At 60.6% G+C, this 16,432-nt stretch carries 12 protein-coding genes; 8 read left to right on the forward strand and 4 right to left on the reverse strand.

Annotated features, from left to right (window positions below; genetic code table 11):
• Positions 1–54 precede the first annotated feature (54 nt).
• The 3 genes from hpf to secA are packed head-to-tail and all read left to right on the forward strand — an operon-like array spanning position 55 to position 4,885.
• The gene (gene hpf, locus WBN73_RS05360) at positions 55–783 is read left to right on the forward strand and encodes a ribosome hibernation-promoting factor, HPF/YfiA family (protein WP_207594029.1); all 729 of its coding nucleotides are present in this window, start codon (positions 55–57) and stop codon (positions 781–783) included.
• A 29-nt stretch (positions 784–812) separates the two neighbouring features.
• Positions 813–2,096: a winged helix-turn-helix domain-containing protein gene (locus WBN73_RS05365; protein ID WP_337339753.1), complete on the forward strand. Its 1,284-nt coding sequence runs from the start codon at positions 813–815 to the stop codon at positions 2,094–2,096.
• A gap of 47 nt (positions 2,097–2,143) precedes the next feature.
• Positions 2,144–4,885, forward strand: a complete 2,742-nt coding sequence (secA, locus tag WBN73_RS05370) for a preprotein translocase subunit SecA (RefSeq protein ID WP_207594027.1) — start codon at positions 2,144–2,146, stop codon at positions 4,883–4,885.
• Between the two features lie 135 nt (positions 4,886–5,020).
• On the opposite strand, the gene WBN73_RS05375 is transcribed toward secA, so the two are convergent.
• Both WBN73_RS05375 and WBN73_RS05380 read right to left on the reverse strand, forming a co-directional pair.
• Positions 5,021–5,443, reverse strand: coding sequence for an Rv3235 family protein (locus WBN73_RS05375; protein WP_242703338.1), 423 nt, complete (start codon positions 5,441–5,443; stop codon positions 5,021–5,023).
• A gap of 151 nt (positions 5,444–5,594) precedes the next feature.
• Positions 5,595–6,362 (reverse strand): LysM peptidoglycan-binding domain-containing protein, encoded by a 768-nt coding sequence (locus tag WBN73_RS05380; protein ID WP_337339752.1) that lies wholly within the window; start codon positions 6,360–6,362, stop codon positions 5,595–5,597.
• Positions 6,363–6,511: 149 nt separating this feature from the next.
• Here WBN73_RS05380 and WBN73_RS05385 point away from each other — a divergent pair, with 149 nt between their 5' ends.
• Positions 6,512–7,078 (forward strand): hypothetical protein, encoded by a 567-nt coding sequence (locus WBN73_RS05385; RefSeq protein ID WP_337339751.1) that lies wholly within the window; start codon positions 6,512–6,514, stop codon positions 7,076–7,078.
• A 17-nt stretch (positions 7,079–7,095) separates the two neighbouring features.
• Here WBN73_RS05385 and WBN73_RS05390 read toward each other — a convergent pair whose 3' ends face one another.
• Entirely contained in the window at positions 7,096–7,317 is a 222-nt protein-coding gene (locus WBN73_RS05390; RefSeq protein WP_207594023.1) for a helix-turn-helix domain-containing protein, read from the reverse strand.
• 156 nt (positions 7,318–7,473) lie between these two features.
• Between WBN73_RS05390 and WBN73_RS05395 the strand changes: the two genes are divergently transcribed.
• From WBN73_RS05395 to WBN73_RS05410, 4 genes are read left to right on the forward strand one after another with little or no spacing between them, the layout of a single operon-like run.
• Entirely contained in the window at positions 7,474–8,118 is a 645-nt protein-coding gene (locus WBN73_RS05395; RefSeq protein WP_337339750.1) for an SAF domain-containing protein, read from the forward strand.
• A complete protein-coding gene (locus WBN73_RS05400) occupies positions 8,115–9,425 on the forward strand; it encodes an AAA family ATPase (RefSeq protein WP_280623129.1) in 1,311 nt (436 codons plus the stop codon). Before WBN73_RS05395 ends, WBN73_RS05400 begins: the two co-directional genes overlap by 4 nt.
• A 57-nt stretch (positions 9,426–9,482) precedes the next feature.
• Entirely contained in the window at positions 9,483–14,339 is a 4,857-nt protein-coding gene (locus tag WBN73_RS05405) for an NAD-glutamate dehydrogenase (RefSeq protein ID WP_337339749.1), read from the forward strand.
• A gap of 30 nt (positions 14,340–14,369) precedes the next feature.
• Positions 14,370–15,839: a sensor histidine kinase gene (locus WBN73_RS05410; RefSeq protein ID WP_337339748.1), complete on the forward strand. Its 1,470-nt coding sequence runs from the start codon at positions 14,370–14,372 to the stop codon at positions 15,837–15,839.
• 107 nt (positions 15,840–15,946) lie between these two features.
• Here WBN73_RS05410 and WBN73_RS05415 read toward each other — a convergent pair whose 3' ends face one another.
• Positions 15,947–16,195 carry a WhiB family transcriptional regulator gene (locus WBN73_RS05415; protein WP_003804966.1) on the reverse strand — a complete coding sequence of 83 codons (249 nt, stop codon included), beginning with the start codon at positions 16,193–16,195 and terminating at the stop codon, positions 15,947–15,949.
• Between the last annotated feature and the right edge of the window lie 237 nt (positions 16,196–16,432).

Raw genomic sequence — 16,432 nt, forward strand, 5'->3', positions numbered from 1 at the left:
GACTAGCCCCCACCAGCGTCGTTGTCGTGTCACCTGAGTTATTTGGAGGGCACCATGGAGTTCATGATCAGCGGACGAAATCTCACAGTTTCTGACCGCTTTCGCGAATACGCCGGCGAGAAAATCTCAAAGATTGAATCGCTGGGGGATAAGGTCCAGCGAGTCGACGCAAAGGTTTCCAAGGAAACCAACCCGCGCCAGACGCCAGGCCAGCTCACCGTAGAAGTGACAGTCCTGGGCCGCGGCCCCGTCATCCGTGCCGAGGCGACAGCCGCTGACAAATTCGCTGCCTTCGATCTCGCGTACAACAAGCTTCTTGAGAGGCTTCGCCGTGCGAAAGACCGGAAAAAGGTGCACCACGGACGCCACACGCCGAAAGCCGTGCGGGAGGCCACCGCAACACTCGAGCCAGCCAGCGCGAGCGAACCACTCTACGTCGAGGCGAGCAACCACCAGGAATCCGTTCCCACCGCAGACGAGCGTTCTCCTTATGAGATCGAGAACGATATTCCGGCAGGCGATTCACCCGTCCTGATCCGCCGGAAAGTCTTCCCCGCAGCTTCCCTGACACTGGATGACGCTGTGGACAATATGGAACTCGTTGGCCACAACTTCTACCTTTTCCTGGACAAGGAAACCAACGCGCCGTCGGTTGTCTACAGGCGCAATGGCTGGACCTACGGAGTAATCACCCTCGACTCCACCTGCGAACCGGGCGAGGAGGCTGTGGAAGAGAAGATCCACGCTTACCGTTCCGATGATGAGGCGTCCACCGCCAAGTAGGCCCACTTTTCCTGCATGAAGGGACTTCCATGACCGCTTCGCTGAGCCTGTCACAGGCACGGCGGATCGCATTGGCAGCTCAAGGATTGGCAAAGACCCGGCCCGCCGGCCCCGTGACATCACGGGCGGTGGGCCGGACCTTTGCCCAACTCCAGCTTGTCCAAATCGACTCCGTGAACGTGGTGGCACGAAGCCACTACCTGCCGTTCTTCTCCCGTCTGGGTGACTACGACCCCCGCATCCTCCATGCCATGGCCGGGCGGAAACCCCGCAGGATGATGGAGTACTGGGCACACGAGGCAAGCTTTATCCGCCCGGAGCACTTTCATGACCTCTTGGTGTGGCAAAAGCGGGGCTGGGTGGGCGCCCACAACCTTGAGCCCCTTGTCCGTCAGGACATGGAAGGCCGTATTCTTGCTGCACTCACAGCCGGACGACCCATGACGGCCTCCGAACTGACGGCCGAGCTCGGACACAATGAGGAAGCTGACCGTGGCAACTGGGGATGGAATTGGAACATCGTTAAGCGGGTCCTTGAACATCTGTTTGAACAGGGACGGATTTCTGCCGCCTCACGCACACAGCAATTCGAACGCAAGTACACCCTGACCTCCAAGGTTGTTCCTGCCATGGCACAGCCCGGGGGCACTCCCGAAGAAGCGCTCGACCGCCTGATGGACGCGGCCGCCCAAGCACATGGCATCGGCACTGTACGCTGCTTTTCCGACTACTTCCGTACGCCCCTGAAAGCCGGAGCGGACTCGGTCCAGCGATTGGTCCGTGCAGGGCGCCTTCATCCGGTCTCTGTGCGTGGTTGGGACAGGGAAACCTACAAACACGTCAATGCCAGGATTCCACGCAGGGCCGTCGGGCGTGCACTGCTGAGCCCGTTCGACTCGCTGGTCTTTGAGCGACGGCGTCTTGAGGAACTGTTCGGCTTCCACTACCGGATTGAGATCTACACCCCCGCGGTCAAGCGTCAGTTCGGCTACTACGTTCTCCCATTCCTCCTCAGGGATGGTGTCGTGGCAAGAGTGGACTTGAAGGCTGACCGTGCGTCCGGCCAGCTCCTGGTGCGTTCGGCGTTCGCGGAGGTTGGCGCTCCGGCGGATACCGCCGTCGAGCTTGCTGCCGAACTGGAACTCATGTGCGCCTGGCTCAGGCTGCAGGAGGTAGTGGTGTGGCCCGTCGGGGACCTCGCCGGCGTTCTTACCCAGGCTGTCGCGGACCGCGCTGATGGCCGGGCGGGCCGCTGCATGCGGACAGTCCGCTCAGAGGGGAACGCGGCCACGTGGCGCTGGTCTCTCCCGTAGACTGAAACAGCCAGAATTCGGCAGCATGAGACTGGGAGCAATTTCACGTGGCATCACTAATCGAAAAACTTCTCCGCACGGGTGACAAAAAGACACTCAAGCAATTGCGGAACTATGCCGATTCCATCAATGCCCTGGAAGACTCCTTCAAGTCCTTCACGGACGCCGAACTCCGTGAGGAGACGGACCATCTCCGGTCCCGTCACCAGGACGGCGAGACTCTGGAAGCTCTCCTCCCGGAAGCATTCGCCGCTGTCCGGGAAGCCTCCTCCCGCACCTTGGGCATGCGCCATTTCGATGTCCAGCTGATGGGCGGTGCCGCACTCCACCTGGGCAACATCGCAGAAATGAAAACCGGTGAGGGCAAGACCCTCGTAGCTACTGCCCCCGCGTACCTGAACGCGCTGGCGGGCAAGGGTGTCCACGTCGTCACCGTCAACGACTACCTCGCCGAATACCAGTCCGAGCTGATGGGCCGGGTTTACAGGTTCCTGGGACTTACCAGCGGTTGCATTCTTTCGAATCAGGATCCTGCGGTCCGCCGACAGCAGTACGCTGCGGACATCACCTACGGAACCAACAACGAGTTCGGCTTCGACTACCTGCGCGACAACATGGCCTGGGATGGCAGCGAACTGGTTCAGCGCGGCCACAATTTCGCGATCGTTGATGAGGTCGACTCCATCCTGATCGATGAAGCCCGTACGCCGCTCATCATTTCCGGTCCTGCCCAGGGCGACACGAACCGCTGGTACAGCGAATTCGCCAAAGTCGTGCTCCGCCTGCAGCCCGAAGTCGACTACGAGGTGGATGAAAAGAAGCGCACGGTAGGCGTTCTCGAAGCCGGTATCGAGAAGGTGGAGGACTACCTCGGAATCCAAAACCTCTACGAATCCGCCAACACGCCTTTGATCGGCTTCCTCAACAACGCCATTAAGGCGAAGGAACTGTTCAAGCGGGACAAGGATTACGTCATCCTCGACGGCGAGGTGCTGATTGTTGACGAACACACTGGCCGTATCCTGGCCGGCCGCCGCTACAACGAAGGCATGCACCAGGCCATTGAGGCCAAGGAAAATGTCGAGATCAAGGCGGAGAACCAGACTCTCGCCACCGTGACCTTGCAGAACTACTTCCGCATGTACTCGAAGCTTGCCGGCATGACCGGCACGGCCGAGACTGAGGCCGCGGAGTTCATGAGCACCTACAAGCTGGGTGTCGTCCCGATCCCCACCAACCGTGACATGCAGCGCATCGACCAGCCGGACCTTGTCTACAAGAACGAAGTCGTGAAGTTCGACGCCGTGGTCCAGGACATCGCCGAAAGGCACGAGAAGGGCCAACCTGTGCTGGTCGGCACCACCAGCGTTGAGAAGAGCGAGTATCTCTCCAAGCTGCTGGCCAAGGAAGGTATCCGGCACGAAGTACTGAACGCCAAGAACCACGCACGTGAAGCGTCCATCGTGGCGCAGGCCGGACGAAAAGGTGCCGTCACTGTTGCCACCAACATGGCCGGTCGTGGTACTGACATCATGCTTGGCGGAAACGCCGAGTTCACCGCCATCGCAGAGCTGGCAAAGCGAGGGCTCGATCCCGAGGAGAACTCGGAAGAGTACGAGGCCGCTTGGCCCGAGGCCCTTTCGGCAGCCAAGCAGGCGGTCAAAGATGAACACGAAGAGGTCTTGGACCTTGGCGGGCTATACGTCCTGGGTACCGAGCGACACGAGTCCCGCCGGATCGACAACCAGTTGCGAGGCCGTTCAGGGCGCCAGGGTGACCCGGGCGAATCGCGCTTCTACCTGTCGCTGACGGACGACCTCATGAGGTTGTTCAACTCAGGTGCGGCCGAACGTCTCATGAACAGTTCGGTCCCGGATGATGTTGCCCTTGAATCCAAGCTCGTCTCCCGCGCCATCGCGTCGGCGCAGGGCCAGGTGGAAGGGCGCAACGCCGAACAGCGTAAGAACGTTCTCAAGTACGACGACGTCCTTAACCGGCAGCGTGAAGCGATCTATGGCGACCGCCGTCGCATCCTTGAAGGCGACGACCTTCACGAGAAGGTCCAGTACTTCCTTGAAGACACCATCAACGCCCTCATCGAGGCTGCCACTGCCGAGGGAACGGGCGACGATTGGGACTTCAACCAGCTCTGGGCCAATCTGAAGACGTTGTACCCGGCAACCGTGACTCCCGATGAAATCATTGAGGAAGCAGGCGGAAAGTCACGCGTCACTGCCGAGTTCCTGAAAGAGGAGATCCTCTCGGATGCCCGGCTGGTGTACCAGGCCCGCGAGGAGGCCATTGGCTCTGAGAGCATGCGCGAGCTCGAACGTCGTGTTGTGCTTTCTGTTCTGGGGCGGAAATGGCAGGAACATCTCTATGAGATGGATTACCTCAAGGAGGGTATTGGTCTCCGGGCGATGGCCCAGCGCGATCCCCTGGTGGAGTACCAGCGCGAGGGTTTTGTGATGTTCCAGAGCATGATGGAAGCCATCCGTGAAGAGAGCATCGGCTTCCTCTACAACCTGGAGGTGGAGGTAACACCCGCCGAAGACGTTGTTGTGGCCGACGATACCGCCGCTGGGGCGCATACCGAACATCATGAACCCCAGATCCGGGCGGCGGGTCTGCAGGCACCGGAAAAGCCGGCCCAGTTGCAGTACACCGCCCCTGGCGAAGATGGTGCTACCCAAACACGCATCGAAGGCCGCGCTTCCGGTCGATCCGGCAACCCAGCGAAGGCAGCGGCCCAGGAGCAGCGTAAGCCGGCTAAAAAGAAGCGTCGCTGACCCAACACCGTACGGCGGGCCGATAGCCATTTCAGTGGTCTGCCAGGCACGAATATCTGTAACTCAAAAGGGTGGACTCCGGACTAAAAGTCCGGAGTCCACCCTTTTTGTTGTCTGCAGATGGATTCGCCAGGTCTAGCCGATCTCCAGGGCCGTAACCCGCCACACGCCGTCCAAGCGTTCCAACCTCATGGCGACAGCCCGGCACCTGAGTTCTTCCGCAACCACAATGCTTGCCTCGCAAATGTCCTCGGAGATGGAGCAGGCTCGAACGGAGCGGACCATGGGGCTGCGGTGGGGTTGCAGGTTCCCCCGGACTCTGGCGGCGTGCTTGCGGGTGAGGGCCGCCCTATGTTGAAGAGCGACATAGCAGTCAGGGTCGAGGGAACGGGAAAGCTGGCTCACAGCACGCGTTCCGGCCAGGACTTCCAAAGCTGCCTGCGCAATACTGCGCGCAACCAGCCGAACATCGATGTCCGAACCACTCGAACCGTAGCCGGACAATGTTCGTTGGGTGCTCTGTCGGCCCGCGGGCCGGCTTGCAGTCGCAACGGTCATGGTCATACACCTCAGGCATTCACTACATGAACAGGAGCGTGGGGACACTCTGTTCTGGTGGCTTCTGCTGGGATGACGCTGAACTTGGTTTGGTGCGGTGATACGGCCCCTGAGTGGGCCGACAAATCGGAGGGTCGGGTGACCCGTACTGTCAGTCAGGTGCGGGTGGCCGCAAGACCTGACCAGGAGTCAACACTGAAGGGTCGCCGCCGATGACGGTGAGGTTTGCGGCATACCACTTAGGCCACATCAGCGCGACCTCCACGTCCGTGGCAAAGGGACCAAGCCGCGATGCTGCAAGCGACCACAGGGAGTCTCCTGCCTTCACGACGACGCCGGCGTCGCCATGGGAGATCTCTTGCCTGGACGAAGGGCGACTTAGAAGCCCAGGTTCAGGTGCGGGTGCTTGAGGCTTCCAGCGCGGATCGCCCCTACCTGTTGTGGTGTCGGCCATGGACGTCTGTGATGAAGACACAGGCCCGGCAGCGGGCTCCGGGGTCCACTCCGGGTGGGGAGAGGTTTCCACACCCGCAGATGTCGGTGCCCAGCCGGGGGCGGGTGGAGGCGATGCTTGCGCCATGGTGACGCCCAGGAGATTCACACTCACCACTGCTACAGCAAGCCGCAGCATAAAGGCAGGGCTGAACTTGGCAAGGGTGTTGGCCCCTCTCTCCCGCCCGCTCCGATGCAACAGCGACGCGAAGACGGCAAGCAGTAAGGAAAGGACCCACCATGCCACCAGCGCTATGCCGGCGCCGTTCGCGACAATACCGAGGAGGTCCTCAAATGAGAAGTTCTGATGATGGTGATCGGCTGACCGCCACTGGGCAAGGAGCATGCCACCCACCTGGACGAGCAGTATCCCCAGCCCCAGAATCGTTGCAGCGAGGCAGGCGTCGCCCCGTAACGTTCTTCCCATTCAAAGCCCCCAAAGCTTCGTTTGATGCATTTTGATGCGTTTTGACATCTTTAGGCCTATTGTGGGCACGTCCCGGGCTTCCTGTCCAATTCGGGTGCCTGATCACGCATTATTCGCCCTGCCTACATGTTGCAGCCTAGTCTGCTTACATGAGATGGGACTCTCTCTTTGACGACTTGGAAGCACAATTTTCTGCCGAGCGTGCCCTGGAGGCGGAATCGGAGATCACCGAGCGGGCCAGGATGGAGCTTGCGGGGATCGAACTGGGTGATCGCCTCCGTGGTGCAACCGGCTCCGGGCTCAAGCTTTTCCTCGCTGACGGCAACATTATTCACGGAGTGCTGGGCCGCGTGGGTGCCGGGTGGCTGGTGTTGCCCGAGGGCTCGCGGCAATGGCTGGTGCCCTTGGCTGCTGTGCTTACCTTCCAAGGCCTGGGGAGGCTGGCCCTTAAGCCTGTGTCCACGGTCCGGCAGTTGCCGGGGATCGCCTCAGTCCTGCGGGCATTGGCCAGGGACAGGTCCGCCGTGGTTGTTCATTTGAGCACGCGGGCCGGAGGCGGCGTCAAGGTCAACGGCGTCATCGACAGGGTCGGAAGGGACCACTTCGATATTGCTGTGGTCCGCGACGGTGAAGTGCGGCGGGCTGGCAACGTGGCGTCAGTCATGACCGTCCCGTTCAGTGCTGTTGCAGCCCTTTGTTCGGCAGGCGGAGAATAATCCCTCCGGGGCAGCCCCTAGGGCTGGTTCGCCTTGGTTTTTGCTTCCTGGATCATGCGGCTTGCTTCTGCGTAGCGCTCCTGGATGTACTGCTCAAGCATCGTCTCCTCGATGCGCCATTGTCCACGACCTCCTACCTGGATGGCTTTCAACTCGCCGCTTCGCACCAAGGCGTAGGCCTGTGGTGAGTTGATTTGGAGTTGTTCGGCGACATCCGCCAGAGTCAGGAATCGGGGCATGGCACCATTTTGCCACCGTTGGCTCCCCTTTGGTGTGTTTATCCACAGTTTCGACCCCTTTGAGGTCGATGGCTTTTGTCCCGCAGAAACGGCCGGTAAGAATGAGGGGGCGGGTCCATCGACCATGCCTTTAGCTCATCGGGGGGTAGCAGAAACATGGCTCAAGTTACAGTGGCCGCTGCAGCAAGACTGAAGAAGCCATCGTGGAAGGACCCGCGGCTTCTCATCGGCATTCTGCTGGTGCTTGTGTCCATTGCCGGCGTCATCGCCTTGGTTGGATCGGCTGACAGGACTACGCAGGTCTACACTGCACGCGAAGACATCGCAGTCGGCCAGGTGGTCGCCGTGGCCGACCTCTCAATTGTCAGTGTGCGCCTGGATGATGTCGAGTCCGGGTACGTCACTGTGGAGGGTGGCTTGGCTGAGGGTCGGGTAGCCCTGCAGCGGGTGGCGAAAAACCAGCTCGTTCCAAAGGAAAGCCTGGGAAAAGCTGATGCCCTGGACAGGAAGCCGGTGGCTATTTCCGTGGAAGGGGAACTTCCTGCCCAAGCGGTCGGGGGAGCGCGCGTGGATGTCTGGGTTGCCTTGCCCGGTGCGAGCAGAGCCTTCGATGAGCCGCAACTGCTTCTGCCCGGTGCGGAGATCGCCCAGGTGGTCTCAGGCGCCGCTGCCTTGGGGGCATCGAAGACCACTCAAGTGCTGGTTCTTGTGACGGATGAGCAGATGCCCAAATTGTTGGGGGCTCAAGCAAACAAGGCCAGTATCTCCGTCGTGTGGAACCCTGCGGGCCTCAACCCATGAGTATTCCAGTAGTCACTGTGGGTCCTGCCCAGGAGGCCGTAGTGGGCGGGCTGGAGGGCCTGCATGGTCCGGTAACGGTGGTTCGCCGTTGTTCAGAGCTTGCTGAGCTGATGGCTGCCTGCCAAAGCGGCCTTGCCATGGCTGCCGTCGTCGCCGAGGGCTGCGAGGAATTGACCACGACTTTGGTGGATCGGCTTGGTGCTGTTGGAGTTACGATCGTGGCCCTGACGGATGACCCGGCCGAAGTAGGGCGATTGGACTCCATCGGAGTCGTTGTGGCGGCTTCCGGAATAGAACCGTCTGCACTCGCGGAAAAAATATCAGAGGCTGTGGGTCGTGAGCACGCGCGCGGCCGCCTGGGCGCGGGCCAGGACGCAGGTTTCGCTGATGCGGGAGGCGGACCACTTTTGATGCCCGCTCCGGAAACTGTGGAGGACTCCCCGGAGGGTTCAGGCCTGGTATTTGCTGTGTGGGGTCCCATAGGGTCACCCGGCAGGACATTGCTGGCGGTCAACATCGCTGCCGAATTGGCAGCAGAGGGTAAATCCGTCATCCTCGTCGATGCTGACAGTTATGGTGCCAGTGTTTCTGCTGTGCTGGGGTTGTTGGACGAAGCCGCAGGACTGGCCCAGGCCTGCAGGCTTGCGGACCAGGGGATGCTCGACCCCAGTGCTTTGAAGGCCGTGGCGACCCCGGTCTACACCAAAGAGGGCTCCTTTCGGGTGCTGACTGGGACGACACGCGCGGATCGATGGACGGAACTGAGGGCAGCTGCGCTGTCGCAGGTCCTTGAACGAGCCAAACATGTATCTGATGTTGTGGTGGTTGATACCGGATTCTGCCTCGAATCAGATGAGGAACTGAGCTTTGACACCATGGCCCCGCGGCGGAACGCAGCAACTCTCAGGAGTTTGGAAATGGCTGACGTTGTGTTCGCGGTGGGAGCAGCCGACGCAATCGGAGTACCGAGGCTGGTCCGGGGCCTGGCGGACCTTCAAGCAGCCGTTCCACAAGCATCCCTCCGTGTGGTGCTGAACAAGGTGAAGAGATCGGCCGTTGGGCACGCACCCAAGCAGCAACTGGCGGAAGCCTGGGACCGGTACGGGCCCGGCATGGCGATTGATGCCTACCTCCCGGCAGATCCAGTGGCCTGTGACGCCGCCTTGCTCTCCGGCTCGGTCCTCCTTGAAACTTCGCCTGAATCTGCGCTGCGGATCGCGATAGCAGACTTGGTCTGTGCGCCTGTCCAGCAAAAACGAAATTCCTTTGGCCGAAGTACCAGAGCCGTCCGCTTGCTTAAGCGCTAGGCTCAAAATGTGGGCTGCAGAGTCGCAGCAATCAACATGTGATGGAGGCGTTTGTAGATGTCGTCAGGATCCAGCGTGGAGGATCGGTCCGATGCAGCAGTTGTCCGTGAAGGGTTCTTCGGTGACTACTATGAACACCTCGCAGAGGAGGATGCCCGTGCGTATTCGCCTGAGCTGCTGATCTCGCGGGCAACGAATCACAAGAAAGTCGCGCAGTCCCGGACGCCGGGGAACGCCGTCGTCGAAATCGCCGGTGAAGCGGACCGAAGCGTCGTGTACATCGTCACGGACGATATGCCGTTCCTCGTGGACTCGGTAAATGCAGAACTCGTTCGCCAGAACTGCGCGATCCGGCTTGTCATGCACCCCTTGTTTGTGATCACCCGCGACCGCGTATCCGGGGAGCTCCGTAACATCTCCCGGGTTCCTTCCAACGTCGGGATCTCCAGCGGTGATACTGCGGCTCTGCCAAGCGTGGCGCACCTCCTGGGCGACGGCGACAACTCGTCGCACATGGAGTCGTGGATTGCGGTGGAGATTGACCGTGTCAACGACGACGCCCGTGCAGAACTGATCGAAGGACTGCACCGTGTCCTCGGCGATGTCAGGGCAGCAGTCGAGGACTGGCCCAAGATGCGCAGCAAAGCACTGGAACTGGCAGAAGCCCTTGGGGGCATATCCCACCCCGAGCAGATCGCCGAACTCCGGCAGGCACAGGATCTTCTGCGCTGGCTGGACAACGGCAACTTCACCTTCCTCGGATACCGCGAGTACGACCTCGTAGACCAGGACGGCGAGGACGTCCTTCAACTGCGTGAAGACAGCGGTCTTGGGCTTCTGCGCGCAGGGGACACCACGCGTCAGGTCCAGCACCTTACGGACGCCGGGCGGAAGCGCGCCCGGGAAAAGCGGGCACTGGTAATCACCAAAGCCAATTCCCGATCGACTGTCCACCGGCCTGCCTACCTCGACTACATCGGCGTCAAGAGCTTCGACGCCCAGGGCAACGTCAATGGGGAACGGCGATTCATCGGGCTTTTTGCAACAAGTGCCTACACCGGTTCTGTGCGCAACATCCCTATTGTCCGGGACAAGGTGGACGCCGTCCTGCGGAACGCTGGGTTCCCTATTGACTCCCACTCCGGCAAGGACCTCCTGGGTATCCTCGAGACGTACCCGCGCGACGAACTGTTCCAGATCGAGATTCCGGACCTGGCTGCTACTGCCACGGGTATCCAGCGGTTGCAGGAACGTCGCCGTACAAAGTTGTTCCTCCGGCCTGACATTTACGGTCGCTTCATGTCTGCGGTGGTGTACCTGCCCCGTGATCGTTACACCACCAGCGTTCGCCTTCGGATCGAACAGGAACTCCGGGAAACGTTCCAGGCCGAGAGCATCGACTACGAGGCCCGGATCACTGAGTCTGCCTTGGCACGTGTCTTCTTCAGGATCCGCCTCCCACGCACCGCTGAGCTGGCGGAAGTAAATGTTGCTGAGCTTGAACACCGGCTGATGAGGGCGTCCCGCTCCTGGAGCGAAGGAGTCGCCGAGGTCCTCCGTGAGCACCGCCCGGCAGAAAGTGCCGATGTGCTGTCTGCCCTGTGGGCAGAGGCATTCCCCGCAGGCTACCGGGTGGACTATGAAGTTGAAGACGCCTTGGAGGACATCGAACGCTTCGAAAAGTATGGGGCACAGGCCGAGCGAGCCGGTGAAGCAACCAGGCATGTCAAACCTGGGGTTCACGTGTATCTTCCAGAAGGTGCCGGAGAAGCTCTGGAGGAGGACGCCCGCGTCAAGCTCTACCTCATGGAGCCCAAGAGCCTGAGCCAGATCCTCCCTTACTTCCACAATCTTGGTCTTGAAGTTCTGGATGAACGTCCCTTCGAGATCGAAACCGCAGATCACCGCGACTTCTTCCTCTACGACCTCGGGCTTAAATACCCCGCCGGCGTCGATCCGCTCGCTACGGGGGAACTTCTGGGTGATTCCTTTGGAGCAGCCGTCACAGGATCCGTCGAGTCGGACAACTTTGACCGGCTGGTGCTGCGTGAGGGCATGCACTGGCGCCAAGTTGTGGTCCTCCGTGCCTACGCCAAATACATGCGGCAAATGGGCAACACCAATTCGTTCGGTTTCATCGCGGACACTCTTCTGGGCAACCCCGACGTTGCCCGCGGACTTAACGCACTCTTCTCTGCGCGCTTCGACCCCACTGTTCCGGAGGATCTTCGGCCGGAACGCCAGGCTGCAGCACGGGTAGCCCTCGCCGAGTCCATTGAACAGGTGGCAACACTGGACGCTGACCGCGTGCTGCGTACCTTCGTGAACCTGATTGAGTCCACCCTGCGGACCAACTACTTCCAAAACAAGGAATACCTCAGCTTCAAGCTGGATCCAACGTCGATCGACGGATTGCCCTTCCCCCGCCCCATGTACGAGATCTGGGTTTACTCACCCAGGGTTGAAGGCGTGCACCTGCGCTTTGGGAAGGTAGCCCGCGGCGGTCTCCGCTGGTCGGACCGTCGGGAAGACTTCCGCACGGAAATCCTGGGCTTGGTGAAGGCCCAGACAGTCAAGAACGCCGTGATCGTTCCTACGGGTGCCAAGGGTGGGTTCTTCGCGAAGAAGCTGCCCAACCCGGCAGTTGACCGGGCAGCATGGATGGCTGAAGGTATTGAGAGCTACAAGACCTTCATCCGGGGTTTGCTGGACATCACCGACAACCTCGTGACGTCAGCGGACGGCGAAAGGCTTGTCCCGCCGTCGGACGTTGTTCGCCACGATGGCGACGATTCCTACCTGGTGGTGGCAGCCGACAAGGGAACCGCCACCTTCTCCGACACCGCCAACGGACTCGCGGCCGAGTACGGATTCTGGTTGGGCGATGCCTTTGCCTCCGGCGGGTCGGTGGGCTACGACCACAAGGCCATGGGTATTACGGCACGCGGGGCGTGGGAATCAGTCAAGAGGCACTTCAGTGAACTCGATCTGGATACCCAGACCGAAGAGTTCACGGTAGTTGGCGTCGGCGACATGTCCGGCGACGTCTTCGGCAATGGGATGCTGCTGTCCCGGCACATCCGTTTGCTGGCCGCATTCGACCATCGCCATATCTTCCTTGATCCCACACCCGACGCCGCGGCATCCTTCGCGGAACGGCAGCGGCTATTTGAACTGCCCCGGTCTTCCTGGGATGACTATGACCGGTCACTGATCAGTGAAGGTGGAGGCGTCTACGCGCGCCATGCGAAGACCATCCCCGTCTCTGACCAGGCCCGAAAAGCACTGGGCCTGCCCGAAGGCACCACGCAGCTGAGCCCGCCGGAGCTGCTTCGCGCGATCTTGCTGGCGCCCGCTGATCTCCTCTATAACGGCGGCATCGGCACCTACGTCAAGGCCAGCACGGAGACCCACGCGGCCGTTGGCGACAAAGCCAACGACGCCATCCGTGTGGATGGGCGCGACCTGCGGGTCAAGGTTGTGGGAGAAGGTGGAAACCTGGGATTGACGCAGCGTGGGCGTATTGAAGCCGCACTGCAAGGAGTCATCCTCAATACGGATGCCATCGACAACTCAGCCGGGGTGGACTGCTCCGACCATGAAGTGAACATCAAGATTTTTGTGGATCGAATGGTGGCCGCCGGCAAGCTTGAGGCCGAAGAACGGGCTGCTTTCCTGGCAGATATGACCGATGAGGTGGGGCGACTCGTCCTTCAGGACAACATCGACCAAAATATCCTGCTGCTGAATGACCGGACCCGGGTTGCCGAGTGGAGTCCAAGCTACGAGCGGCTGATGGACTGGTTGGAGAAGTCCGCCGATCTCAAGCGTGATCTCGAAGCCTTGCCCACCACGGAGACGCTTCGTTCAAGGTTGGAGCAGGGCCAAGGTTTGACGTCCCCGGAACTGGCAGTTCTGGCGGCCTACGCCAAGATCGAACTCGGTGCAGCACTGCGGGACAGCAACCTTGCTGACGATCCCTGGTTTGCGGACACCATCCGTAACTACTTCCCGAAGCAATTGCGCGAGAAGTTCGACGCCGAGCTGGACACCCACCCGCTGCGCCGCGAAATCATCGCCACCGTCGTGGCCAACGACATCATCAACCTGGGTGGTATCACGTTCGCCTTCCGGGCCATCGAAGAAACATCGGCAAATGAGGTAGCAGTTGCCAAGGCATTTGTGGCGCTGCGCGAAATTTACGACCTCGATCCCATGGTGGCGGAGTTGAACGCGCTCCCAGCCTCCTTCCCGACAGAACACTGGAGTGAAGTCCACCTGGACATCCGCCGTCTGCTGGACAGGGCTGTGCGATGGGTTCTTGGGCAAGGGATCGCATCCCAACCGATCTCAACCGTGGTGGAATCGTTCAAGCCGATGATGGCCCCGTTGCGGGCCAAGCTGCTGGACTACCTCCGGGGCGAGGACAAAACCCGCATCTCAGGGTGGCTTGAGAAGGCACGTGGCTGGGACTTGCCCGAACACCTTGCCCACAGGTGGGCGGAGTTGTTCGAGAGCTACGCGCTGTTGGATATCGCGCGGATTGCCCAGACCGGTGGCGGCAGTGTCGAAGACGTGGCTCACGTCTACTACACCGTGTTCAACCGCTTCCATGTCGATTCGCTGCTGGAACGGATCAGTTCCCTGCCGCGTGATGACCGCTGGCAGGCGTTGGCCAGGGCCGCCCTTCGTGATGACCTGTACTCAACGGTCGCGGATATGACAACGTCGGTCCTTGAGTCGACGGAGGCCGGCACCTCGGCTGAAGATCGCCTGAAGGCGTGGGAAGGACAGAATGCCGAGCAACTGGGCCGGGCCAAGACCATGTTTGACGAGGTCAACGCGCTCGAAGCCGACGACATGGCTTCACTGTCGGTAGCATTAAGGCTCTTGAGGTCAATCGTTCGACGCTAGGGGAATCCCGGCGTTGCAAATGGAGGTGCAGTGGCAATCTTTACAGACCCCATCAGGGAACACGCTGATTTCGGGCCTGGAGATGCCGAATGGCTGCACCTCCTCGTCGGTGACTGGCAGATGGTCGCCGACTTGGCATTCGCGGACCTCGCATTGTGGTTCCCGCACCCGGAGTTCGGTTACATTGCCCTCGCCCACGTCCGTCCGTCGACATCACATACGGTGTTTCACACGGACTTCGTGGGGGAGGGCATTCGTTCCGATCTTCGCCCGCTGGTGGAAAAGGCATGGAACAGCCGCGCGATCGAACGTTCCAGCGAAACGAGCTGGAGCAGCGAGATGGCACTGCGTGTCGAAGCTGTTCCCATGGTGCGAAACGGCAGGACGCTGGCCGTAGTGACATCCCACATGGATCTCTCCAGCTCCCGGATGCCCTCAAGGCTGGAGTTGACGTATCGTCAGTGTGCCTATGACCTTCTGCGCATGGGAACTCTGGGACTGTGGCCCGACTTCGCTTCGCCCACTGGATCCCGCCGTGGGGCGCCACGTGTGGGGGATGGACTCATCAGGCTGGACGCCGAAGGCATCGTGCAGTACGCGAGCCCCAACGGGGTGTCAGCCTTCAGGCGACTCGGGGAAGTTGAATCGCTGGAGGGTCGGTCCTTGGCGGAAGTGACTGCCGGGCTCCTCAAAGACCGCCGGATGGTGGATGAGACACTGCCCTTGGTTGTCACTGGTCGGATGCCTTGGCGCAGTGAGATTGAGTCGCGTGGCGTCAGCCTTTCCCTCCGGGCCATTCCTTTGCGCGACGAGCAACACCGTTTCGGTGCCCTCGTCCTGTGCCGCGATGTCTCGGAACTGCGGCGCAGGGAAATGGAACTCGTCACCAAAGATGCCACCATCCGGGAAATCCATCACCGGGTGAAAAACAATCTTCAGACTGTGGCAGCACTGCTGCGAATGCAATCCCGCCGTATGGTCAGTGACGAAGCGAAGCAGGGCTTGGAGCAAGCGATGCGGCGCGTGGCCACCATCGCACTTGTCCACGAAACCCTGTCCCAGGGGCTGACGCAGAGCGTTGATTTTGATGAGTTGATCGGACGGCAGTTCCGGTTGTCTGCCGAGGTGGCATCTCCGTCCCAGCAAGTACGAACGGAACGTTCAGGGATGTTTGGCGAGTTGCCCAGCGACTTCGCGACTCCTTTGGCCCTGGTTATTAACGAGTTGGTCACCAATGCCGTGGAGCACGGTCTTGAAGGGCGCACAGGAACGGTATGGCTCTTGGCTGATAGGGCTGATGGAGACGGAAATGACGAATTTTTGACCGTGACCATTGCCGACGACGGCGTTGGTCTGCCGGACGGTCAATACACCGAAGGCTTGGGCTTACAGATTGTGCGCACACTGGTGACGAGCGAACTCGGTGGATCAATCCAGTGGAGCCCTCGCGACGGTGGGGGAACCGCCGTCGAGATCGTGTTGAATTTGGCCCGCACCTAAGGGGTCGGAGCGCTCCCCAGTGACACTGGGGAGCGCTCCGACAGTCATGCTTAAATAAGGAAGGCCGCGGACCAATGGTCAGCGGCCTTCCTTATTATTTTTGAGGTCTAGGAAGCGCGGCGCGCGCGGGCAGCGCGACGCTTGAGAGCCCGACGCTCGTCTTCACTCATACCGCCCCATACACCGGCGTCTTGTCCGGACTCCAGGGCCCACTGCAGGCAGGTGTCCACTACGGGGCAGCGGCGGCAGACGCTTTTGGCTTCCTCGATTTGCAGAAGTGCTGGTCCCGTGTTGCCGACTGGGAAGAAGAGCTCCGGGTCCTTGTCGAGGCAGGCTGCGCGATTACGCCAATCCATGCTGATCAGTCACTCCATTCGTGAGAACTAGATAGGGCCTTTTGTGAAAACATTCACGAGAGGCTCCAAAGGAAAGGGGCCCGCATGGGCCCCCTTGGTCGTCTGAGTCAAGCGTTTCATGTTAACGCCTTGTAAACAAGGGGTGTTAGTGGTCGAAATGCCCGGAATCTGTGAGCGATGCATCACATCAGCCGCCAGTGCCCTCACTGCTAGATGACTATGTCCGGTAGTGTGCCA

This window comes from Paenarthrobacter sp. CCNWLY172, from assembly GCF_037402035.1.
Lineage (GTDB): Bacteria > Actinomycetota > Actinomycetes > Actinomycetales > Micrococcaceae > Arthrobacter.